Source organism: Paraburkholderia fungorum, assembly GCF_900099835.1.
GTDB classification, from domain to species: Bacteria; Pseudomonadota; Gammaproteobacteria; order Burkholderiales; family Burkholderiaceae; genus Paraburkholderia; species Paraburkholderia fungorum_A.
Genome location: NZ_FNKP01000001.1, coordinates 928166 through 948222 on the forward strand (window position 1 = coordinate 928166; position 20057 = coordinate 948222).

General features: G+C 60.2%; 14 protein-coding genes. 12 read left to right on the forward strand and 2 right to left on the reverse strand.

Annotated elements, in window-relative coordinates; all coding sequences use genetic code 11:
* The first annotated feature begins 73 nt into the window (after positions 1-73).
* The 5 genes from BLS41_RS04185 (at position 74) to BLS41_RS04205 (ending at position 6719) form a co-directional block, all read left to right on the forward strand.
* A complete protein-coding gene (locus BLS41_RS04185) occupies positions 74-1297 on the forward strand; it encodes a pyridoxal-phosphate-dependent aminotransferase family protein (RefSeq protein ID WP_074763139.1) in 1224 nt (407 codons plus the stop codon).
* A gap of 494 nt (positions 1298-1791) precedes the next feature.
* Complete coding sequence (locus BLS41_RS04190) at positions 1792-2982, forward strand: carboxylate--amine ligase (RefSeq protein ID WP_253189611.1); 1191 nt, start codon at positions 1792-1794, stop codon at positions 2980-2982.
* 93 nt (positions 2983-3075) lie between these two features.
* A complete protein-coding gene (locus BLS41_RS04195) occupies positions 3076-4329 on the forward strand; it encodes an FAD-dependent oxidoreductase (RefSeq protein ID WP_074763140.1) in 1254 nt (417 codons plus the stop codon).
* 119 nt (positions 4330-4448) lie between these two features.
* Positions 4449-5333 (forward strand): polysaccharide deacetylase family protein, encoded by an 885-nt coding sequence (locus BLS41_RS04200; RefSeq protein ID WP_074763141.1) that lies wholly within the window; start codon positions 4449-4451, stop codon positions 5331-5333.
* A 165-nt stretch (positions 5334-5498) separates the two neighbouring features.
* Positions 5499-6719 carry a glycosyltransferase gene (locus BLS41_RS04205; RefSeq protein WP_253189612.1) on the forward strand — a complete coding sequence of 407 codons (1221 nt, stop codon included), beginning with the start codon at positions 5499-5501 and terminating at the stop codon, positions 6717-6719.
* 414 nt (positions 6720-7133) lie between these two features.
* Here the strand turns inward: BLS41_RS04205 and BLS41_RS04210 are convergent, their stop codons facing one another.
* Positions 7134-7559, reverse strand: a complete 426-nt coding sequence (locus BLS41_RS04210; RefSeq protein ID WP_074763143.1) for a hypothetical protein — start codon at positions 7557-7559, stop codon at positions 7134-7136.
* Positions 7560-7922: 363 nt separating this feature from the next.
* On the opposite strand from BLS41_RS04210, the gene BLS41_RS04215 reads away from it, so the two are divergent.
* From BLS41_RS04215 to BLS41_RS04240, 6 genes are all read left to right on the forward strand, one after another.
* Complete coding sequence (locus tag BLS41_RS04215; RefSeq protein ID WP_074763144.1) at positions 7923-10136, forward strand: GNVR domain-containing protein; 2214 nt, start codon at positions 7923-7925, stop codon at positions 10134-10136.
* A 140-nt stretch (positions 10137-10276) separates the two neighbouring features.
* The gene (locus BLS41_RS04220) at positions 10277-11377 is read left to right on the forward strand and encodes a glycosyltransferase (RefSeq protein ID WP_074763145.1); all 1101 of its coding nucleotides are present in this window, start codon (positions 10277-10279) and stop codon (positions 11375-11377) included.
* 6 nt (positions 11378-11383) lie between these two features.
* Entirely contained in the window at positions 11384-12580 is a 1197-nt protein-coding gene (locus BLS41_RS04225; RefSeq protein ID WP_074763146.1) for an O-antigen ligase family protein, read from the forward strand.
* 135 nt (positions 12581-12715) lie between these two features.
* Entirely contained in the window at positions 12716-13609 is an 894-nt protein-coding gene (locus tag BLS41_RS04230; protein ID WP_074763147.1) for a glycosyltransferase family 2 protein, read from the forward strand.
* Positions 13610-13640: 31 nt separating this feature from the next.
* Positions 13641-15452 (forward strand): hypothetical protein, encoded by a 1812-nt coding sequence (locus BLS41_RS04235; protein WP_253189613.1) that lies wholly within the window; start codon positions 13641-13643, stop codon positions 15450-15452.
* A 79-nt stretch (positions 15453-15531) separates the two neighbouring features.
* Complete coding sequence (locus BLS41_RS04240; RefSeq protein WP_074763148.1) at positions 15532-16827, forward strand: oligosaccharide flippase family protein; 1296 nt, start codon at positions 15532-15534, stop codon at positions 16825-16827.
* A gap of 71 nt (positions 16828-16898) precedes the next feature.
* Here the strand turns inward: BLS41_RS04240 and BLS41_RS04245 are convergent, their stop codons facing one another.
* The gene (locus tag BLS41_RS04245; protein WP_074763149.1) at positions 16899-18110 is read right to left on the reverse strand and encodes an MFS transporter; all 1212 of its coding nucleotides are present in this window, start codon (positions 18108-18110) and stop codon (positions 16899-16901) included.
* A 414-nt stretch (positions 18111-18524) separates the two neighbouring features.
* Between BLS41_RS04245 and xdhA the strand changes: the two genes are divergently transcribed.
* Positions 18525-20054: a xanthine dehydrogenase small subunit gene (gene xdhA, locus BLS41_RS04250; protein WP_074763150.1), complete on the forward strand. Its 1530-nt coding sequence runs from the start codon at positions 18525-18527 to the stop codon at positions 20052-20054.
* The last annotated feature ends 3 nt before the right edge of the window (positions 20055-20057 follow it).

Here is a 20057-nt window from a genome sequence, read left to right on the forward strand (position 1 = left end):
GACGAGTGGCCTCACCGGCATCACGCTGGTGAGGCCATTCGTTCCTTAGCGTTCTGACATTCACGTACCGATCATGCCGACTCCCTCATCCCATACTGTTGCATCCGCAGTGCCCTGTCCGGTTGTCGAATCGCTCGACGCCATCCTCCCCGAAGAGCCGCTACTGATGATGGGCGCCGGCCCCGTGCCGATTCCCGCGGCTGTCGCCAAAGCCAACACGATCGTCATCAATCACCTGGGCGCGACGATGGTCAAGGTGATCGGCCAGGTGAAGACGATGGCGCGCTACGTCTTCCAGACGCAATCGAAATGGGTGCTGGGCGTGGCGGGACCGGGATCGGGCGCGATGGAAATGGCGATCTCCAATCTCGCGTGGGAAGGCACGCGCGTGCTGTGCATCAAGAACGGCTTCTTCAGCGACCGGATGGGCGAGATGGGCCGCCGCGTCGGCGCAAAGGTCAGCACGCTCGAAGTGGACGACCGCACGGTGGCGAGCCTTGACCAGATCGCCGAGGCGATCCGCCGCGAGCGTCCCGAGATCGTGACCGTGGTGCAGGGCGAGACGTCGAATACGGTGTGGAACTACCACCTGAAAGATATCGCCGCTCTGGCGAAAGCAGCCGGCGCACTGGTGATCGTCGATGCCGTGTGCACATTGAGCACGATGCCGCTCGAAATGGACGCGTGGGGTATCGACGCGGTGATTACGGGCGGGCAGAAGGGCTTGTCGTCGATTCCCGGTGTCTCGCTGATCGCGTTCTCCGACGCCGCCTGGGCGCGCGTCAAGGGACGCACCGCGCCGAATGCGCATTGGTGTCTCGATGCGTCGCTCGCGGAAAACTTCTGGCATAACGCCGGCTATCACTACACGGCGCCGGTGTCGGGCGTGCTGGCCTTGCACGAAGCGCTGCGGCTGGTGTGCTCCGAGACGCTCGAAAAGCGCTTTGCGCGTCATTTGAAGTGCTCGCTGGCGCTGCAGCAGGGCGTGACCGCGCTGGGCTTGCAGTTGTACGCACCGGAGCCGTGCCGCCTGAATTCGGTGGTCGGAATCGAAGTGCCGGCGGGGTTGACTCCGGCGGATGTCTGTTCGCATATCTCGCGGCAGCATCAGGTGGAAATCTCGGGCTCGTTCGGTTTGCCGATTGTCCGCATCGGGCAGATGGGCGAGCAATGCCGCGAACACAATCTCTTCCGCACCGTGCACGCGCTCGGCCGGACGATGGTGGATCTCGGCGTGAAAGTGGATCTGCCCGCCGGCGTCGCGGCACTCGAACGCGGTCTTTCCGAAGGCAAATAGACTCGTCCGGCGCGCGGCGCTTGAAAGCGCCGCGCGCTTTCGTCTGCAGAAGCAAGGTTGTTCGCAAAAATTGCCGACGGCAGCACGGTCCTGTTCATGAAACCGGTGCCTGCCGTACTCTCGCGCCCATTTGCGGCGCCGATCAAGTGATTGTTACTGGTAAGAGGAAATTTCATTCCTCAGTTTTTACCGACCTCTGTGCGGCGCCGCACGGATTGCCTTAAGCCCCAGTCGTAGAGTCTGTTTCACGCGGGGGCTTCCAAAGGCTTGTGCTGCGTTGCGGCGAAATAAATAGCGTTTTAAACGCGGCGTGTGTCTCGATGCGCCAACCTGCACTCATGCAGGCATTTCGTCCCCACGTCACAGCTTGAACACCACGCATCCTTCTGTGAGGCGGCTAACGGTTTTCCGTCCCGCTTCGATTGTCCGTCGCCGGCGTTCTGAGGATGTGGGTGACGGCCTGCACACATACGAAGGTTAGAGGAATCGAGACTATGACGAGCGCATACGGTTCTGAGCAACTGGCTGGGGTCATCGTCGGCGCGCAACTCAACGGACTCGGCGTGGCGCGATCGCTTGCGCCGGCAGGCGTCCCGATCATCGCGGTCGATACGAGAAATACCAGTGCGGGACTGTGGAGCCGCCACGTTAGCGGCTATTTCATCAAGAGCTTTATCGGCAAGAGCTTTGCCGACGACATGATCGAGCTGGGCAAAAAATTCAGCCGCCCGCCCGTGCTTATATTGACCGACGAAGATGCGGTGCACGCGGTTTCCGAGAATCGCGATGCGCTGTCTCACTGGTTTCGCTTCCGTTTGCCGGTGGACGACACGGTCAAGATGTTGTCGAACAAAGCGAGATTTCACGATTTTGCGCAGCAGCATAATTTCCCGGTTCCTCGTTCCGTGATTCTGGAACGGCCTGCCGACATCGAATATCTGTCGGAGCTGCGCTACCCATGCGTGCTCAAACCGGAAGACAAGCGCAACGTACTCAGAGGAGACAAGGAGCGGGCCGTTCGCGTCGACTCGTTGCACGAGGCGCGCGAACGGGCTCTCGCCATGCTGAACTCGCCGGGCGGCATCATCGCGCAGGAATGGATCGAAGGACCCGACAGCAATATCCATTTCACGCTGTTTTATCGCGGTGACGGCGGCAACGTGGTCAGCGTGTTCACCGGTCGCAAGGTGCTCAGTTCGCCGCCCGGAATAGGGAATACGGCCATCTGCATCGCCGCGCCCGAAGCGCGCGCCGCACTCGAGCCGATGACGTTGGCGTTTGCCGAGCAGGCCGGTTTCGACGGCATGGGCAGCATCGAATACAAATGGGACGACAACCACCGGCGCTTCGTGATGGTTGAGCCGACCGTCGGCCGGACCGACTGGCAGGAAGAAATCGCGACGCTCAGCGGCGTGAATATTCCGCTTTCCGCGTACCGGCACGAAGTGGGATTGCCGCCGATTCCCGACAGACCGAGCCGGGTACCGGTAGCGTGGCGAGCGTCTTTTACCGACCACGTGCCGCCCGATGTCCTGCCCGAGAGCACCCGGATCGTGGACGGCTATTTCCGCTGGCAGGATCCGTTTCCCGCGCTGCAATTCTATTGTCTGCTGAGTCCGCTGCGACGCATGAAGCGTCGCTGGCTGGCGATCAGGGAAGTCGACTCACGGCACGTAAAGGCTTAAGTAGACGGGTTTTGCAACATTTCGCGGCATGCGGGCGGGGCGTCCCGAATGAGTTTTGCGGCCGTGAATGCTGTTCCTGGAAGGAGATGATCAATGTCCTTGACCGACACCGCAATCATTGGCGCGGGGCCCTATGGGTCGTCACTGGCTGCACACCTGAAGGCCGCGGGCGTCGCCCATCAGGTTCTCGGCAAGCCGATGCAGGCGTGGCGCGACCTGATGCCGCCCGGCATGATGCTGCGCTCCGAAGCGTTCGCGTCGAGCCTTCACGCGCCGCGAGCGGGATTCAGTCTGGAAGACTATTGCCGTCTCAAGCATCTGCCGTATGAGCCGATGGGCATGGCGCTGCCGCTGGAGACATTCGTCGAGTACGGACAATGGTTTCAGCAGAATCTTGTCGGTGAAATCCAGTCGGTCGATGTCGCGGGATTGAAGCGTGTCGACGGACAATTTCATTTGTCGCTGAGCGATGGCCGCTCCCTCGTCGCACGCAAGGTGGTCGTGGCGCTCGGACTCAAAGGCTTTGCGCAGACTCCGCCCGCGTTGCAGGGGCTGCCCGAACGCTACGCTACCCACTCGGAAATCTACGGACCGCTCGGTTGGGCGCGCGGCAAGGACGTCGTGATCGTCGGTGGCGGTCAGTCGGCGCTGGGGTTGTCCGCGTTGCTGAACGAGCAGGGCTCGCGCGTTCACGTGCTGATGCGCGAATCCGGCGTGGTATGGCACAACCGGCCACGCATGGGGCGTCATCTTCTGTCGAGAATAAAAGGCCCTGACGCTGGACTCGGGCGCGGCTGGCGCTCGCTGTTCCTGTCCGAATGTCCGCAGCTGTTTCATATGCTCGACAACGGCTGGCGCAAGCTGATCATGGAGAAATCGTACGGCGCGTCCGGTGCGTGGTGGCTGCACGATCGTGTGGTCGACAAAGTGCAAATCTCGTTCAATGCCGTGGTGCGATCCGCTTCGATCGAAAACGAACGGGTCGTGCTACGTGTGACGAAAGGCAACGACGAGTCGATCGTCAGCGCCGATCACGTTATTGCCGCGACCGGTTTCAGGACGGATATGAGGCAGCACACATTTCTTTCAAAAGAAATCGTGGACACTATCTCCGTCAATGGCGGGATGCCGGAACTCACGTCCCACTACGAGACACGGGTTCCTGGTCTCTATGTAATCGGACCGGCTTCGGCGCACAGCTTCGGGCCGGTCATGCGGTTTGTCTACGGCACCAAGCACGCGTCGCCTACGGTGGCGCGGCATATTGCAGGTTCGTTGAAGGCGGGCGCGCGCGAAACGATGTGGTCCGCGGCCGACGCCCCCATGCCCGAGCGAACCGGCGAATGATGCTGCGGTATTTGCGCTAATTGCGCACAGTGCGTGGTTGCCGAAGTACCAGACCATAACGAGACCAGGCGTAATCATGGCGGCACCAGGATCTCCGGGTACTCGGAGTGGAGGGCAATATGAAACGGGGTAAAGCACTAGTCAAGGAGATGCTCGCGGGCCTCGTCATCGTGACGGGATTGGCGCGGCTCACACGCGCATGGCTATGGCGCGATCGCGTCGCAGTGCTGCTATATCACGACCCCGATCCGCAGACGCTCGACCGGCATCTCACCTATCTTCGCAAGATCTGCGATCTCGTGCCGCTGACTGAGGCCACCGCGCCCAGCACCGGCCGCCGCCGCGCAGCCATCACGCTCGACGACGGACACGCGGGCAACGCAGCGCTGCTGCCCATCTTCATCAAGCACAACGTTCGGCCGACCATCTTTCTATGCAGCCGCATTGTCGGGCGTCCGCGCGCGCATTGGTGGCTGCATCCCGGTTCGGTGCAAGCCGGTCACGAACGCCTCAAGCGGATGACGAATGCCGAGCGTCTCGCCGAGCTGGAAGCGAACGGCTATCAGCAGGACGCCGACAATCATCCGACGGGCCTGAGCGTCGAACAGATGGAAGCGATGCGCCCGTACGTCGATTTTCAGGCTCATACGCGTTTTCATCCTGTGCTGACGCGTTGCAACTACACGGAAGCCGCTACCGAAATCGGCGAAAGCAAGCATGAGATCGAAGCGCTGCTGAGCGATTCGTGCGAACACTTTGCTTATCCCAACGGCAATTACGGCGAGCGTGAAGTGGCGCTCGTGCGGGCGGCGGGCTTCAAAAGCGCGCGCACCTGCGACATCGGCTGGTGCGATCAGAATAGCGACCCGTACCGGCTGCCGACGATCATCGTCGACGACTCCGCATCGATCACCCGCTTCGCCGCGCAATTGACCGGCATACCGCTTTTCCTTCGCTATATGAGAGAAGGCGGCGGCTGGAACGGCCGTTTTCCTCAATTCTGATCAGTCGCGGCTGTCGTGCCGCAGTGCGTGCGCTGGCAGACATTGCCGCCAGATGCGACTCGCTAATATCGTCAGGACATTCGATTCCAACCGTTCACGCCGTGTGTGGCGTGAACGGTTGACCGCTTCAGAAAGGGGATAAACATGCAGCGCTGCAGAGTTTTAGTGATTAACGATTATGCGAAAATGGGCGGCGCGGAGGTCGTTTATCAACAATCCGCAGACCTGCTGGCGACTTTGCCGAATGTCGACGTCGAGCGTTTCGACGATCTGCGCTATTCGATCGGCAAGACCAAGTGGGAACGTTCGTGGAATCTCAACGCCGCGCGCGCGCTCGAAGAAGCCATTCTCGAATTCCGGCCGCACCGGATCATGCTGCACAACTACCATAACGCGCTGTCGCCCTCTGTATTGAGCGTGATTGCCCGTTATAAGCGCAAGCTCGGCTATCGCGCTTATCACACGTGCCACGATTACCACCTCGTCTATTACAACCCGGCGCTGCAGTATTTCGACAATGGCCGCCCGGTCATTTTTCCGATCGAGGCTTTGCGCACGCGCGCGTCGTACCTGCGTCGGCCCACGCCTAAAGGTCACGTGCACGATCTGCTGACGAAGGTGTACTGGCACGCGTTGCGCGCGGCCTATCAGCCGGCGCGCGTATTCGACAAGATTCTCTGTCCTAGCGCCTTCATGGAAGAAGCGCTGCATCGCAGCGGGATCAACAATACGGCGCTCGTGCTGAATCCTTCGTCGGTGCCTTTGGCGCTGCCGCCATTGACCGCTTACGGCAAGGAGAGCTTCAACATTGCGTTCGTCGGCCGGATTTCGCAGGAGAAGGGCCTTGCGCAATTCATCGAACTGGCCGATGGGGAGAACTTCGAACGTATCGACTCGATTGGTGTTTATGGCGACGGCCCGGATCGCGCGGCTATCGAGCAACGTTTTGCGTCGCTGATTCAACGCGGAAAACTGATTTTCTTCGGCAGCCTGCCGCAAGAAAAACTGTTCCCGGAGATGCGTCGCTTTGCCGACGCGGTCGTCGTGCCGTCGGTGGGCGCGGAGAATGCGCCACTGGTCATTATCGAAGCTGCCATGCTCGGCATGCCCGCGCTTGTTCACGATGGCGGAAGCATGGCGGTGACCGCCGACTCCGTGGGCAACAAGATCAAATTCCTCTCGAAGCCGGAGAGCCTGCGCTCCGCGCTCGATCAACTGGCGATGCATCTGGCGGAGCCGCAACGCAAGTACGAACTCGGTGAATACCTGCCGGAACGTTACGTGCAGCGACTCGCCGAGATCATGCACATCGGCGAAGATGCGACGCCTTCCGTGCGCCACGGGTCGATGAACCAGTTCGCGGACAAGCTGAGCGCCGCGCAGTGAGCGCAGCGGCAAAGTCGGGGAACGGCAGACACATTTGATCGGATGAGTCGGTTTGATGACAGCACAATCGTCTGATTCAAGCCAGTGCGTCAATCGGATTTTGTGTGCGCTGCCGAACGTTCCATTGACTGCCGCACTGACTACTATGTCCCACGAGAATTGTTAATTATTGCGAGCGATCCTGAAGCTGACGATAGTCAGCTTCGTATTGTCAATGGATCGGCGACGTGTGAGAGACGCAGAAAAACGCTACATGTAAGGCATGAACGCTCGACTGGAACGAAGAGACAGACCAGACGCGGTTCATTGGGATCTCATTGCCGGCACGCCGGATTAGCGGTGGCCGCATCGGCAATGCGGCCACCCGCTGGCGACAAGAGCTGGATCCGGCTTTCCCCTCCTTCTGCGCAATAACTAGCGCACGCCATAGGGACTTGCCGCATTGGGATCCGCGTAGGTCTGTTCCGAACTCCATTGATCATTGCCGTACAACGCATCCGATGCCTTCACGGCAGTCTTGCTGGAAGTTTGCTGGACACGCGGGAGTTTGCGTTTAACACCATTGACTGACGAATTCATGCGAATGGGCGGCGGAAGATAGCTACCGTTCGCGTTCGGCGATAAGGCCGTGTCGGCGCCATAGGCATTTTTTACGTTGTCGGGGCGCGGGGTCATGGCTTCGAGCTGCGCCTGACGTTTGACGTACGGCGCCGCGTAGCGTGGCACCGTGGCGCGCGGGTCGGGCTTTACCGGCTTCGTTTCCGTTTGAGCCGACGCGCCCTGAGCGGCCAGAGATAACGCCAGAGATAAAAGCAGGGCAGGTACGAGGAGCTTTTTCATTTTCGGTCCGGCTGCATGCAGTTGAGTAATTGATCTCTCATTCGAACAGCCGGAAGCGGGCAAATGCGCAACTAGCGGGAACCGGTCGAATGAGAATGTTTCGTCATCCATATTAAAGCTTTTGATTGGATGTTAGGAAACTGACGAGAAATAGCATAGGCGGTATGACACAAAACTGATGATGTGGCGTGTTTCATCCACGCCGTACGGACCTGTCGACGGTTTTTTCAATTAAATCGACGGGGAGGTGCGCAATCCCACATCGGATTTCCACCGATTTGCCGATGATGTAACCGAGGCGACCAATTTTATTACTGGCTTCACGGGGTTTCACAGCAAATCGTCGACTAACGGAGAACGAGCATGAACCGAAACAGCGCACCGGTCGATAGTAGGGAATCAGACGAATATCGCCCGGCGCGGTTAGCCAATTATCTCGACGCGCTCTATGACAGCCGCAAGATGATTGCAATCACGACGGCCGTGGCGCTCGTCATCGGTACGGGATATGCGGTTTTCTCGCAGCCCGTGTACCGCGCGGACGTTCTCGTGCAGGTCGAACAGAACACGAATACGTCGACCAAGAACGTGGTGGGTGATGTCTCCGCGATGTTCGATGTCAAGACGGCGGCGTCCGGCGAATCTCAGGTGCTCGGCTCGCGCATGGTGGTAGGTCGCGCGGTCGACAAGCTGAATCTGTTCATCGAAGCCACGCCGCGTTATTTCCCGCTGATCGGACGCTGGCTTGGCCGGCATTCCGAAAACCTGTCGACGCCCGGACCGCACGGCTATGTGTTCGGCAACGAAAGCATCAACGTCCCGACGTTCGACGTGCCGGAAGAACTTTACGACCGCCCTTTCGTATTGAGAATGGGTGAGGGCGATCAGTACCAGATCCAGTACGGCAAGATCAAATTGCGCGGCACGGTCGGCGAAATGCTGAACGCGACGACGCCTTACGGCCCGCTCGCGCTGATGGTCGCGAAGATCGACGCAAAGCCGGGCGCCACGTTCGAGCTGCGGCGCTTCTCCGCTCTGGCGACCACGGAGAAACTGCGTAGCCAGTTGTCGATTGCTGAAAAGGGCAAGGAGTCCGACATTATCGGTGTGTCGCTCGAAGGCAGCGATCCGAAGAAAGTCGCGGCAATTCTCGGCGCGATTGCCAACGAGTACGTCAGCCAGAACGTCAAGCGTAAATCGGAAGAAGCAGAGCGTTCGATCCAGTTCCTCGAAATGCAATTGCCGACGTTGAAACAGCAATTGTCGGATTCGGAAACGCGCTTCAATAACTTCCGCGCCAAACACGGCACGATCGATCTCGGTGAAGAAGCGACCGGCCTGCTGCAACTGTCGGTTGCTTCGCAGACGCGCCGTGCCGAACTCGAACAGAAGCGCAAGGAGTTGCTCTCGCGCTTTACCGAGCAGCATCCGGCGGTTCAGTCGATCGACGCGCAATTGGCGGCCGCGCAACAGGAAGCCTCGCAACTCGCCAACCGGACGGAAGCGTTGCCGCCGCTCGAACAGAACGTCTTGCGTTTGCAACGTGACGTGCAGGTCGGCACCGAACTCGATTCGTCGTTGAGCAACACGCTGGAGCAACTGAAACTGATTCGCGCGGGCAAGGTCGGCAATGTCCGGGTGGTCGACGGCGCGGTGCCCCCTGATTCGCCGGTGCGGCCGAAGCCGCTGCTGGTCATTCTCGCGGCGGCAATGATCGGGCTGTTTGCCGGTTGCATTGCAGCGCTCGCGCGTCAACGTCTGTTCGACGCAATCGACGATCCGTACGAAGTCGAATTGCGCACCGACCTGCCGGTGTACGCGAGCGTTCCGTTCAGCCGCCAGGAAGAAAAATTCGCGACCAACCGTTTGCGCTCCGATTCGAAGAGCCTCGTGCTGGCCGGCGAAGCGGCGATCGATCCGGCAATCGAAAGTCTGCGCGGCTTCCGCACAGCACTTGAATTCACGATGATGCGCGCCCGCAATCGCATCGTGCTGATCACGGGCCCGACCCCCGGCATCGGTAAATCGTTCGTCTCGCTAAATCTTGCCGCAGTGGTCGGCGCATCGGGCAAGCGTGTGTTGCTGGTCGATTCGGACATGCGCCGCGGCCTGTTGCATCGCCACCTGGGTGGCGATCGCGGCCCCGGCTTGTCGGACCTGATCGAAGGCACGTCGCGCCCCGACGAAGTGATCCGCGCGACCCGTTTCCCGGGTGTCGATTTCCTTGCGAGCGGTCGTCAGGTTGCAAGCCCGAGCGACGTGCTGTCGAGCACGAAACTCGAAGCGATGCTCACGCGCATTGCGTCGGGCTACGACGTCGTGCTGCTCGATGGGCCGCCGGTTCTGTCGGCTGCGGATGCGCTGCGTCTTGCCTGCGTCGCGGGCACCACGTTCCTCGTTGCCCGTCAGGGGACCACTGGCGTCGGCGAGTTGCGTGAGTCCGCCCGGCAACTGGAGAAGATCGGTCTGCCGGTTCGCGGGGTGATCGTCAACGGTCTGCGTTCGCGGCCGGGACGCTACAGCTACGGCTACGGACGCTACCGCTACGCGAATTACATCTACAAGCCATACCAATGACAAAGCCGGACCACCGGCTCACGCGGCAATCGATACGAAGCCGTGAAGCGGGCACTTGTGCCTGATTCGAACACGCTAGTCGAAGGCGGCATTCAGCAGCGAGCGCTGAATGTCTGCCGGCGACGCAAGGGGTTATTCGGATGAAACAGTTATTTATCACGTCTTTTCTGCCTCAGAAAAACGCGCCGCAAGCGGGCCATCGTCTGGCTTACGAACATCTGCTCCAGATCAGCGCGGAATCCGAGGTCGACGTGGTGCTTATTTCACGTCTTCCGGTTGAAGAAAAGGACATCGAATTCCGGGCGCACGTGGGCGAGGTTCACATCAGATATGTGAAGACGCTCGACCTGATTCCTCCGTTTCTCGCGGACCCCTTTCATTTCGCGCCGCGTTTCTTTACGAGGCACACCAAGGCGATCAGCAATTTCATTTGCGATCTGATCGAAAAGAATCAGTACGACACGGTACGGCTGGAGTTCTCGCAGTGCTTTTCGTATGTGATCGATCTGCGCCGCCGGTTCGGCAACCGTATCAAGATCGTGCTCGGCATGCACGACGTACTGCTTCAGGTGGTGCTGCGACTCAAGAGTATTGAAGGGCGCATGTTCCTGAAACAGACGTTCGAATTCGAACAACGTCTGCTGAAACTGGCGGACAAGGTACTGGTGCTGTCGAATAAGGATGCGCAACTCGTGCAGGGACTTTATCCCGGCGTTAATTCGCTGGAAGTCATTCCGATTGCGATGCCCGCGTTCCTGAAAGATCTCCGGCGTTCGAAAGACACCGTTAAGAAAGGAAACATCCTGTTCTGGGGTGCGATGAAGCGCAGGGAAAACGAAGAAGCGGTGCTGAACTTCGTTGAAACGATTTTCCTGCCGCTGCGTCGGCGCGGCCTTCCACTCAAGCTGTTCGTGGTGGGTTCCGATCCTGGCGAACGCGTGAAGCGCCTCGCGAGCGACGACATCTGCGTGACCGGTTTCGTCGAAGATCCGCGTAAATATTTCGAAGCGGCGGATATTGGCGTGGTGCCTCTTTTGTCGGGTGCGGGCATCAAGCTCAAAACACTGGAAATGCTCGCGGCCCAACTGCCGGTCGTGTCGACGCCATTGGGCGCAGAAGGCATTGAGCGCGACGGCAATCTGCTCAACGTCTGCGAGATCGACCAGTTTGCCGATGTCGTCGAACGAATCTATCTGGGCGGCATGCAGGACGTCGTCGCCCCCGAAGCCCTCCAGGCGTAAAACGACATGCTCGCAACGATCGTCTATTTGCTCGCAGTCGTGCTCTGCTCGATTCGCGGAGTGCTGGAGTACGCGATAGGAAAGAATGCGGCGTATCTCGTGCAGGTCGGCGGCATCGTCGTTCTGCTGATGTGGTACGTGTCGCCTTCGGCATTGAGTTCCTATTTCCGGCGCGAAGGGGTGGGCTCGTTCTGGCTGGTGGTGGGACTGATCTTCTCGATCGTTCTTTCCATCGTAATCACGCTTGCGCAGACGGGTGAAATTGGCGGTTCCTACCTGTTCCTGTTCGTCTTCACCATCTTCATTTATTTCTATTCGATCTCGAACTACAAGAAGCGCTTTATACGGCCCGGGGTCGCGTACGCCGGACTGGTGCTGGTGGGGCTGATGCAGGGCGGGGTTGCATTCCTGCAGCAGCGCAGCGCATTTCCGATCGAGTTGCCGGGCTGGACTTACGGCTTCGACAATCTGCGCAGCCCGTCTCTAACAGGCAGCTATCTGCATTACCCGCTATTCGTTGCACTGATTGCGTCGCTGTGCGGAGTCGACTACCTGGTGTCGAAGAGAAAGTTGTCGGCGATTGCCTGCCTGGTGCTGTCCGCGTGCATCTTCTCGGCACTGTCCCGAAGCGGAATGCTGATCATCCTGGCCACATTTGGATTTGCATTTATCCGCGAGCCGGCGCGCTTCGTTTCCAAACACGCCAAGCTGATCATTGTCGCGGGATTAGCCAGCGCGGCGATGGTCGTGCTCGGCGGAGCGAACGGAGGCGACAGCATTCTGAGCACCGGCACGCAACGGGTGACCGGCGCAACCAACCTCGAGTCGGATGGCAACGACGGCCGCACGGAAGCCTGGGACAAGGCCAAGTCGCTCGCTTCGCCGATCAACGTGATTGCCGGTTCGTACTTTGGCCTTATCACGAACTCGGCGTCGGATTCGCTGAAACAGCAATACGGCATTGTCGAGTCGAGTCTGCTTCAACAACTACTGAACATCGGCTTGCTGGGAAGCATCTTCTACTTCGGCATGCTCATATCGATTACGAAACTGGTTAGTCAGGAAAGCAAATTATCGGTTTGCATATGGGCTGCCCTGTTTCAAACGCTTTTCTATCAGTCGATAGAAGTAATTCCTTTTGTATTCATCCTGATGACGCTGCCGGTTTTCGATTTCTCAGGTGTATCACGTCGAGCGCAATAGCTGCGTTCGTCCGTAGTTGCCTGAATGGAATTGCTGTCTTACCGCGCGCTGAGCGCGGCGCTTTTCACCAAAGTGAAAGTGCAGTCCGGTCATTGGAATTCCTGAGTAATGCCTGATGTCTTGCGGGAGGTAAGTATGAGCTTAGTCGGAACGTTTAGCGTGATCATCGTGAACTACAACACGCCAGCGTTAGTGAGGAATTGTGTGCAGTCCGTGCTGGATTCGTCGATTGCCAGCCACGAAGATATCGTCGTCGTAGATAACGCTTCAACGGATAATTCCTTCGCGGTTCTGAAGCAGACATTGCCGCCGGGCGTGCGGCTCGTGCGGGCATCGCTGAATCGCGGCTTCGCGGCGGGCGTCAACTTCGGCATGGTCGGATGCGTGCGGGACCTGGTGCTCGTGCTGAATCCCGATACGTACTTCGTCGATCCGTCGCTGGAAAAAGTCGTGGCGCTGTTGAGGAACGAGAGCGATGTCGGCCTGGTCGGTCTCGATCTGATCTATCCCGACGGCGAGCGCCAATTCTCCGCACGGCGTTTCTATTCGTTGCTCGACATTCTGAGCAGACGTCTGCCGCTGGGTAAGCTCGAAGCGTTCAAGCGCCGCATCGACCATCATCTGATGCGCGAAGCGTGGAAAGACGGCACGCCGTTCGAAGCCGACTGGGTCGTGGGCACGGGCTTCATCGTTCGCCGCAGCCTGTGGGCGGATCTCGGCGGCATGGACGAGCACTTCTTCCTGTATATGGAAGACGTCGATATCTGCGCACGCATCTGGCAAGCCGGGTATCGCGTGGTCTGCGTGCCGGGCGCACGGTTGACTCACGAACATCAACGGGCTTCCGCGTCGGGTTTCCTGAGCAAGGCCGGCCGGCGGCACATGAATAGCCTCTGGCGCTTCAGCCGCAAATATCGCGTGCCGCTTTTTACGCCGCCAGGCGTGAACGGATTGATGCGCGGCAGCAAGCCCCGGCCCGCCGTGCTCGATACGCTGCCGACACCGGAGCAGCCGCAGACCGCGGATTGACGGTCGAGCGGTGAGAAAAGGAGAAGAAGGTATGCCAGGGGGCGAAGGGGTGAAGACCCGGCGGCAGGCGATAAAAAGTTTCCTGCTCGGCGGCTTGGCGGGGGCCGGCGCAGCGATAGCCGACACGCGTCTCGTCAGCGCATCGACCAATGCGCCAGGCGGACGGAATGCACTGACCGGCGCAAACGCAGCGCCCGTAATGACCGATCATCTGTCGGGCAGCGACGCGCTGAGCATTGCTCGCGACGGCGTGGCCCACGACGTGAAAATCCAGCGAGTCGCCGCGTATGTGCAAGGCCATCCGTTCCCGGATCCGGCCGCGCCCAGCTATCTGAAAACGCTCAGCGACATCGTCGCGGGACAGGAAATCAGCGTTGCGCGCTTTGTCGATCCGCGAAGATTCGCGGCGATCCAGAGCGGCACGTCCGACTACGATTGCGGCGACGATCTGAGAGCGGCATTGCAGAGCGGCGCACGCGGACTTTATCTGCCGCGCGGCATCTGGCGATATAAAGGCGACCTGATTACCGCGGTCGGCCAGCGATTGCGCGGCGACGGCGGCGGCGAATACGTGGTGATTACCGGTGTCGAATCGGGCGCGACGGTTCTGGAGCGGCAGGATGCGGGCAAAGGTGCGACGGCGGCGGCTCTGAATCTGAATGAATCCGCGACTGTCGAACATATTCAGGTACGGCCCGCTCATCACGCGCTGGTGATTTATCACATGGCCAATTATCCGGCCCGCACGGGTAATACGCCGATCGGAATTCACATGAAGACGGCCAGCTCCGCGCGCCATTGCACCGTCATCGGATTCCCGCGCTCCGGTTTCGAACTGGGCACCGTGGCAACGCTCGAGCGCTGCTACGCGTACATGTGCGACCGCGGTTTCTATTCGAACACGATGACCGACGGCTCGCTGATCAATTGCATCGGCATGTTCTGTCACACGGCCGGTGCCGATCTGGTCGACAACTTCTGGCAGGTGATCGGCGGACGATGGGAATGGAATGCGCGCCATGGCGTGATCATGGGCGCGGAGTCGGTTGTCACTGGCGCGGTATTCGACCGCAACGGATTTGCGGGCCTGTGCATGCAGAGCGGCCATTGGGGCAAGACGGTCACCGGCAATTACTTTTCGCGGAACGGCTGCGGCGGCAACGGCTCGCTGGGCCGCTGGAATTTCTCGAAGCCGGGGCACGTTTCGTATCTCGACGTACCTCCTGGCCGAAGCTGTCAGATTCAGATCGATTATCAGCAGGGCGCGACGATTGTCGGCAACCGGTTTCGCCCCGGCAAAGACGACTCGAACGACGGCTGCGACGGCCCGCAATACGTGTACGGCAGCACGACGCCTTCGGGCAGCACGCCGCTGAATGGCATCGTGATTCATTCGAATCACGGCGACCGCGCGGGCGATTCGATCCCCGGTTTCAACAAGGATTATCCCGGCGGTGGCGCGATTGCGGGCGGCAAGGATGCCGACCTGGTTCATCGGATGAATCTCGGTGTCGGATTTGAACAGGGCGGTGTGGCGTCGCCGCTGCATTGCGGCGACCAGACCGTGTCGGGCGCGGTCGCGCAGACCCAGATCAACGTGCTGCGCCGTTCGTCCGGTCGTGTGATGGTGCGCGCGGTCACGGAAGCGCATGCGTCGCTCGCCGAGATCCTGTTCGCGACCAACGGCACCGACAGCGGTTACAAAACAGTGGTCAACAATCTGCTTGGAAATGCGGTGAAAAGCGCTGTGCTTTCCGCGAATCCGTCCGAGGATCGCTATAACAGAATTGACATTGCACTGAACGAGCCGTGCTTCGTGTCCTATTCTGTTTTTTCAACTTGAGAAGCGACACGCGGGTGCCGATAGAAATGAAACTATTCGAGCGGATTGGCGTGACGAGGATCTGGAAACGGGACGAATTGTGTCGACGAGAAACGTAATCATTGCTCTCTATTCGGTCTACGCGCTCAATTATGTGCTGCCGTTGGTCACGTTGCCGTATTTGTCCCACGTACTTGGGCCAGCCGGGCTGGGTGTAATCGGCTACGCGCAGTCGATTGCGCAGATCCTGCTGGTGGTCGTCGATTTCGGTTTTGGGCTGAGCAGCGCCCGTAAGGTCGCCGTCAACATCGAACAGCCGGAAGTCGTGAACCGGATTTACTGGTCGACCACGATCGGCCGCGCGATTCTCGGCGTGCTCTGCACGATCGTGCTGGTCGGCTGGACCTTTGCCGGTCACATGACGTCGCAGGAGCGGGGCGCGGCGCTGCTCGGCTCGCTGGTGATCTGGGGCGGTGTCGTCGTGCCGGGGTGCTTCTACGAAGGCACGCAGCGGCTGCCGATTCTCGCGGGCACCTTGCTGGCGACCCGCATCGCGTGTCTGATTCCGTTGTTCCTGTTCGTCAAAGGTCACGACGACGTCGTTCTGGCGGCGGCGCTGCAATATGCGCCGATGTTCGTCTGCGGCTTGATCCTGACTGCGCATCTGATGTGGAAGCGCGAGATCCTGCTGAATTTCCGCGTGAGTTTCGCCGACGTGATCGCCGAAGCAAAAGACGCGTATCACATCTTCCTCGGCTCGGCGCTCACGTCGGTGTACATGTACGCGAACGTCATCATGCTGCGGATGATCAGCGGCCCCGGCGCGGTCGGCTATTACGTCGCGGCCGAGCGCCTCACCAACGCGCTGAAAGCGTGTACGGCGCCCGCGATCCAGGCGTTCTTTCCGAAAATCTGCGTCGCGTATGAGAACGGCGACCGCGAGTATGTGCACAAGGTCAACCGTGGCTTCATGCTGGCGTTTGCCGCCTCGGCGATCCTGATTCTGGTCGGCTTCACCGTGCTGGGCGAATGGTTCGTCGGCCGGTTTCTCGGCGAGGCATTCGGCGAGACCTTCCGGATTCTGCGAATTCTCGTGTTCGTCCCGGCGATTGTCGGCATGACCACCACGCAGGTGATGCTCACGATCATCGCGTCGGGCAATCAGTCTTTGCTGAAGCGAATTTATGTCTACGGCGCGTTGTTTCACCTGATTCAGGCGCCGATTTCGATTTATCTGTGGGGTGGTGTCGGCACCGCCTGCTCGGTCGCCGCGACCGAACTGTTCATGCTGATTGGCGTGTACCGCGTGTCGGCGAGAATCAACCACGGGCAGATCGCGGTGAGGGCGCAGTCGCAGCAGCCGATCAAGGCAGAGATGGCGACAGAGGCCGATTGAAGGCGGCATCGATTGAGCCGCCGTCCGCGCGCGAGCCGGTGAGGTTTCGCGCGCGGTGAATGCCGGTGCGCTTACAGCGCAGCGGGCATGTTCGTCATTTTCGCGTGACGCAGATACAGCACGGTGGACAAACCCACCGCCGCCGCAGCGGCAATCGCCGCAAACAGAAACACCGAGCCATAGCCGAATTCACCGGCGATATACCCGGCGAGCGGCCCGGTAATCCCCAGCGACAAATCGAGAAACACCGAATACGCGGACAATGCCGCGCCGCGGCTGGCGGGCGGCACCAGCCCGACCGCTTCGACGCCGAGCGCCGGAAATACCAGCGCGAAGCCGAAGCCGGTCAGCGCCGCGCCGGCCAGTGCGATATGCGGCTCGGGCGCGAGCCACAGCATCAGCAGACCCGCGCATTCGAACGTGAACGAAGCAATCGCGACGCGAAAGCCGCCGTAGGTCTTGATCGTGTTGGCGAACAGCAGGCGCGCGCCGATGAACAGCGTGCCGAACACCGTCAGCGACAACGCCGCGTTCGGCCAGTTTTTCGCCGCGTAGAACAGCGTGATGAAAGTGGCGATCGAACCGAAGCCGGCCGAGCCGAGCGCGAGGCCGATACCATGCGGCAACACGCGCGTGAACACGCTGCGATACGACATCCGCTCGCCATGGACGATCGGCACCGGCGCAATCGGACGAGCCAGGTAGAAGCCGAGCGCCGCGAGCAGGATCACCAGAATGCCCAGCGCCGCAAAACCGACCGAGTGTGAAATCGCGACGCCGAGCGGCGCGCCGATGGCCAGCGCGCCGTAAGTGGCGATGCCGTTCCACGAGATCACGCGGGCGTTATGGTGAACGCCGACCCGGCCGATGCCCCATAGAATCGCGCCCGTGCCGCACAGGCTTTCGCCGAAACCCAGCACCAGCCGGCTCAGCACCAGCAGCGTGAGGCTCACCACCGGCCAGCGTCCGCACAGCACGGCGAGCAGCAGCAGAACCCCGCTTGCGCCGCAACCCATCAGGCCGATCGACACCGTGCGCTTCGGCCCGAGCGTATCCGCCGAACGGCCGGCTAGCGGGCGCGATGCGAGCGTCGCCAGATACTGGACGCTGATCGCCGCGCCTGCGAGCACGACGCTAAAACCGAGGTCGCCGTGGACGTAGCCCGGCAGCACCGCGAGCGGAATGCCGATGGTCAGGTAGCAAAGAAACGTGAAAAAAACGACCGGAATGATCTGCAGGGTCGTCGCAAATTCGCTGCGAGGTGGCGCGGAGTCGGTGGACATGGGGAAAACGAGACTTGAAAACGGCGGGAAGCCGTGATTTTCCCATGGAACCGATTCTCTTGCAGGGTTTGCTTAATTTTTAATCCCACCAATCAGGATTTTTGGACTCTTATAGTGGGGAGTTTTGCGCGGCAAAACCTCTTCTATTGACCCGCGATCTCCCGCGAACTTGCAAAAAACGCTTATCCAGGCTGGCCGTCAATCTGTAAAAAATTAAAAAATACGGCAAAAATTCCATTTCGACATAAGCTCATCGGCTTCCAAATCTATCTCGATATCGTTTTGCGGATATGTCCCGCATGCGATCCGAGCTATGGGTTGGTTTTATTGACGGTGATAATTTTCGAATCGTCACCGCAGCACGTCCGCCCATCCGCATTCCGCACGGACACAGAACAAACGAGAGTAAGAGACATGACTGAGCCGATTCGCTTCTACCACCGCAACGCGATCCGCGAGATCAAGGACGCGCCCGTCACCCGCACGGTGCTCCAGTATCTGCGCGAAGACGCGCATTGCACCGGCACCAAGGAAGGCTGCGCCGAAGGCGACTGCGGCGCGTGCACGGTCGTGCTCGGCGAGCGCAACGCGGCGGGCGGGGTCGACTTCAAGGCGGTCAACGCGTGCATCCAGTTCGTGCCGACGCTCGACGGCAAGGCTTTGTTCACCGTCGAGGACTTGCGTCAGCCGGATGGCTCGCTGCATCCGGTGCAGGAAGCGATGGTCGAATGCCATGGGTCGCAGTGCGGTTTCTGCACGCCCGGTTTCATCATGTCGATGTGGTCGCTGTACGAAAAGCACGGCCACGAACAGAGCTGCGCGAACAAAACCGTGCCGTCGCGTGAAGCGATCGGCAACGCGTTGACCGGCAACCTGTGCCGCTGCACCGGTTATCGGCCGATCGTCGATGCGGCCGTGCGCATGTTCGAAGCGCCGGCTCCGAAAGCGCCGGTCAATGTTGCAGCCCTGGCCGATAAGCTCGCCACGCTCGAACGCAAGGACACGTTTCACTACCAGCACGCGGGCCAGCAGTTCGCCGCGCCGCGTACCGTCGACGCCCTCGCGAAGCTCAAGCAGGCCGAGCCCGGCGCGCGCATTCTCGCGGGCAGCACGGACATCGGCTTGTGGGTCACGAAGCTGATGCGCGAGTTGGGCAACATCGTCTATGTCGGGCAGATCGCGGAATTGCAGAAGCTCGAAACCGGCGATGACTGGATCGAGATCGGCGCGGGCGTGAGCGTCGAAAAAGCGTATGCGGAAATCGCGAAGCAGTACCCGGAACTTAACGAAATGTGGCAACGCTTCGCGTCGCTGCCGATCCGCAATGCGGGCACGCTCGGCGGCAATATCGCCAACGGTTCGCCGATCGGCGATTCGATGCCTGGCCTGATCGCGCTGGGAGCGCGCGTGATCGTGCGCGGCGGCGAGATCGAGCGCGAGATGCCGCTCGAAGACCTGTACCTCGCGTATCAGAAGAAGGATATGGCCGAGCACGAGTTCGTCGTCGGACTCAAGGTGCCGACGCGCACCGGCGCGCGCCAGAACCTGCAATTCCGTACTTACAAGCTGTCGAAGCGCTTCGACTCCGATATCTCGGCGGTGTGCGCCGCGTTCTCGTTTATCGCCGACGGCAACGTGATCCGCGAGCCGCGCATTGCGTTCGGCGGCATGGCCGCGACATCCAAACGCGCGACGCACGCCGAAGCCGTGCTGCGTGACGCCGAGTGGCACGAAGCCACCGCGCAGGCCGCGATGATCGCGCTCGGCAACGACTACGCGCCGCTGTCCGACATGCGCGCGACCAGCAACTATCGTCTTGAGGCCGCGAAGAACACGCTGTACCGCTTCTGGCTCGAAACGCGTCCGAACAATCCGCTGCCGAAAAGCGCGCTCGACGTGCGCGCGGTTGCCGCGGCGTGCGCGCCTGCTGGCGTGAGCGTCTGAGTC

What these genes read in the sequence shown, in the direction of transcription:
- BLS41_RS04185 (WP_074763139.1), top strand. Translation starts at nt 74, where the DNA reads ATGCCGACTCCCTCATCCCATACTGTTGCATCCGCAGTGCCCTGTCCG.
- BLS41_RS04190 (WP_253189611.1), top strand. Translation starts at nt 1,792, where the DNA reads ATGACGAGCGCATACGGTTCTGAGCAACTGGCTGGGGTCATCGTCGGC.
- BLS41_RS04195 (WP_074763140.1), top strand. Translation starts at nt 3,076, where the DNA reads ATGTCCTTGACCGACACCGCAATCATTGGCGCGGGGCCCTATGGGTCG.
- BLS41_RS04200 (WP_074763141.1), top strand. Translation starts at nt 4,449, where the DNA reads ATGAAACGGGGTAAAGCACTAGTCAAGGAGATGCTCGCGGGCCTCGTC.
- BLS41_RS04210 (WP_074763143.1), bottom strand. Translation starts at nt 7,559, where the DNA reads ATGAAAAAGCTCCTCGTACCTGCCCTGCTTTTATCTCTGGCGTTATCT.
- BLS41_RS04215 (WP_074763144.1), top strand. Translation starts at nt 7,923, where the DNA reads ATGAACCGAAACAGCGCACCGGTCGATAGTAGGGAATCAGACGAATAT.
- BLS41_RS04220 (WP_074763145.1), top strand. Translation starts at nt 10,277, where the DNA reads ATGAAACAGTTATTTATCACGTCTTTTCTGCCTCAGAAAAACGCGCCG.
- BLS41_RS04225 (WP_074763146.1), top strand. Translation starts at nt 11,384, where the DNA reads ATGCTCGCAACGATCGTCTATTTGCTCGCAGTCGTGCTCTGCTCGATT.
- BLS41_RS04230 (WP_074763147.1), top strand. Translation starts at nt 12,716, where the DNA reads ATGAGCTTAGTCGGAACGTTTAGCGTGATCATCGTGAACTACAACACG.
- BLS41_RS04235 (WP_253189613.1), top strand. Translation starts at nt 13,641, where the DNA reads ATGCCAGGGGGCGAAGGGGTGAAGACCCGGCGGCAGGCGATAAAAAGT.
- BLS41_RS04245 (WP_074763149.1), bottom strand. Translation starts at nt 18,110, where the DNA reads ATGTCCACCGACTCCGCGCCACCTCGCAGCGAATTTGCGACGACCCTG.
- xdhA (WP_074763150.1), top strand. Translation starts at nt 18,525, where the DNA reads ATGACTGAGCCGATTCGCTTCTACCACCGCAACGCGATCCGCGAGATC.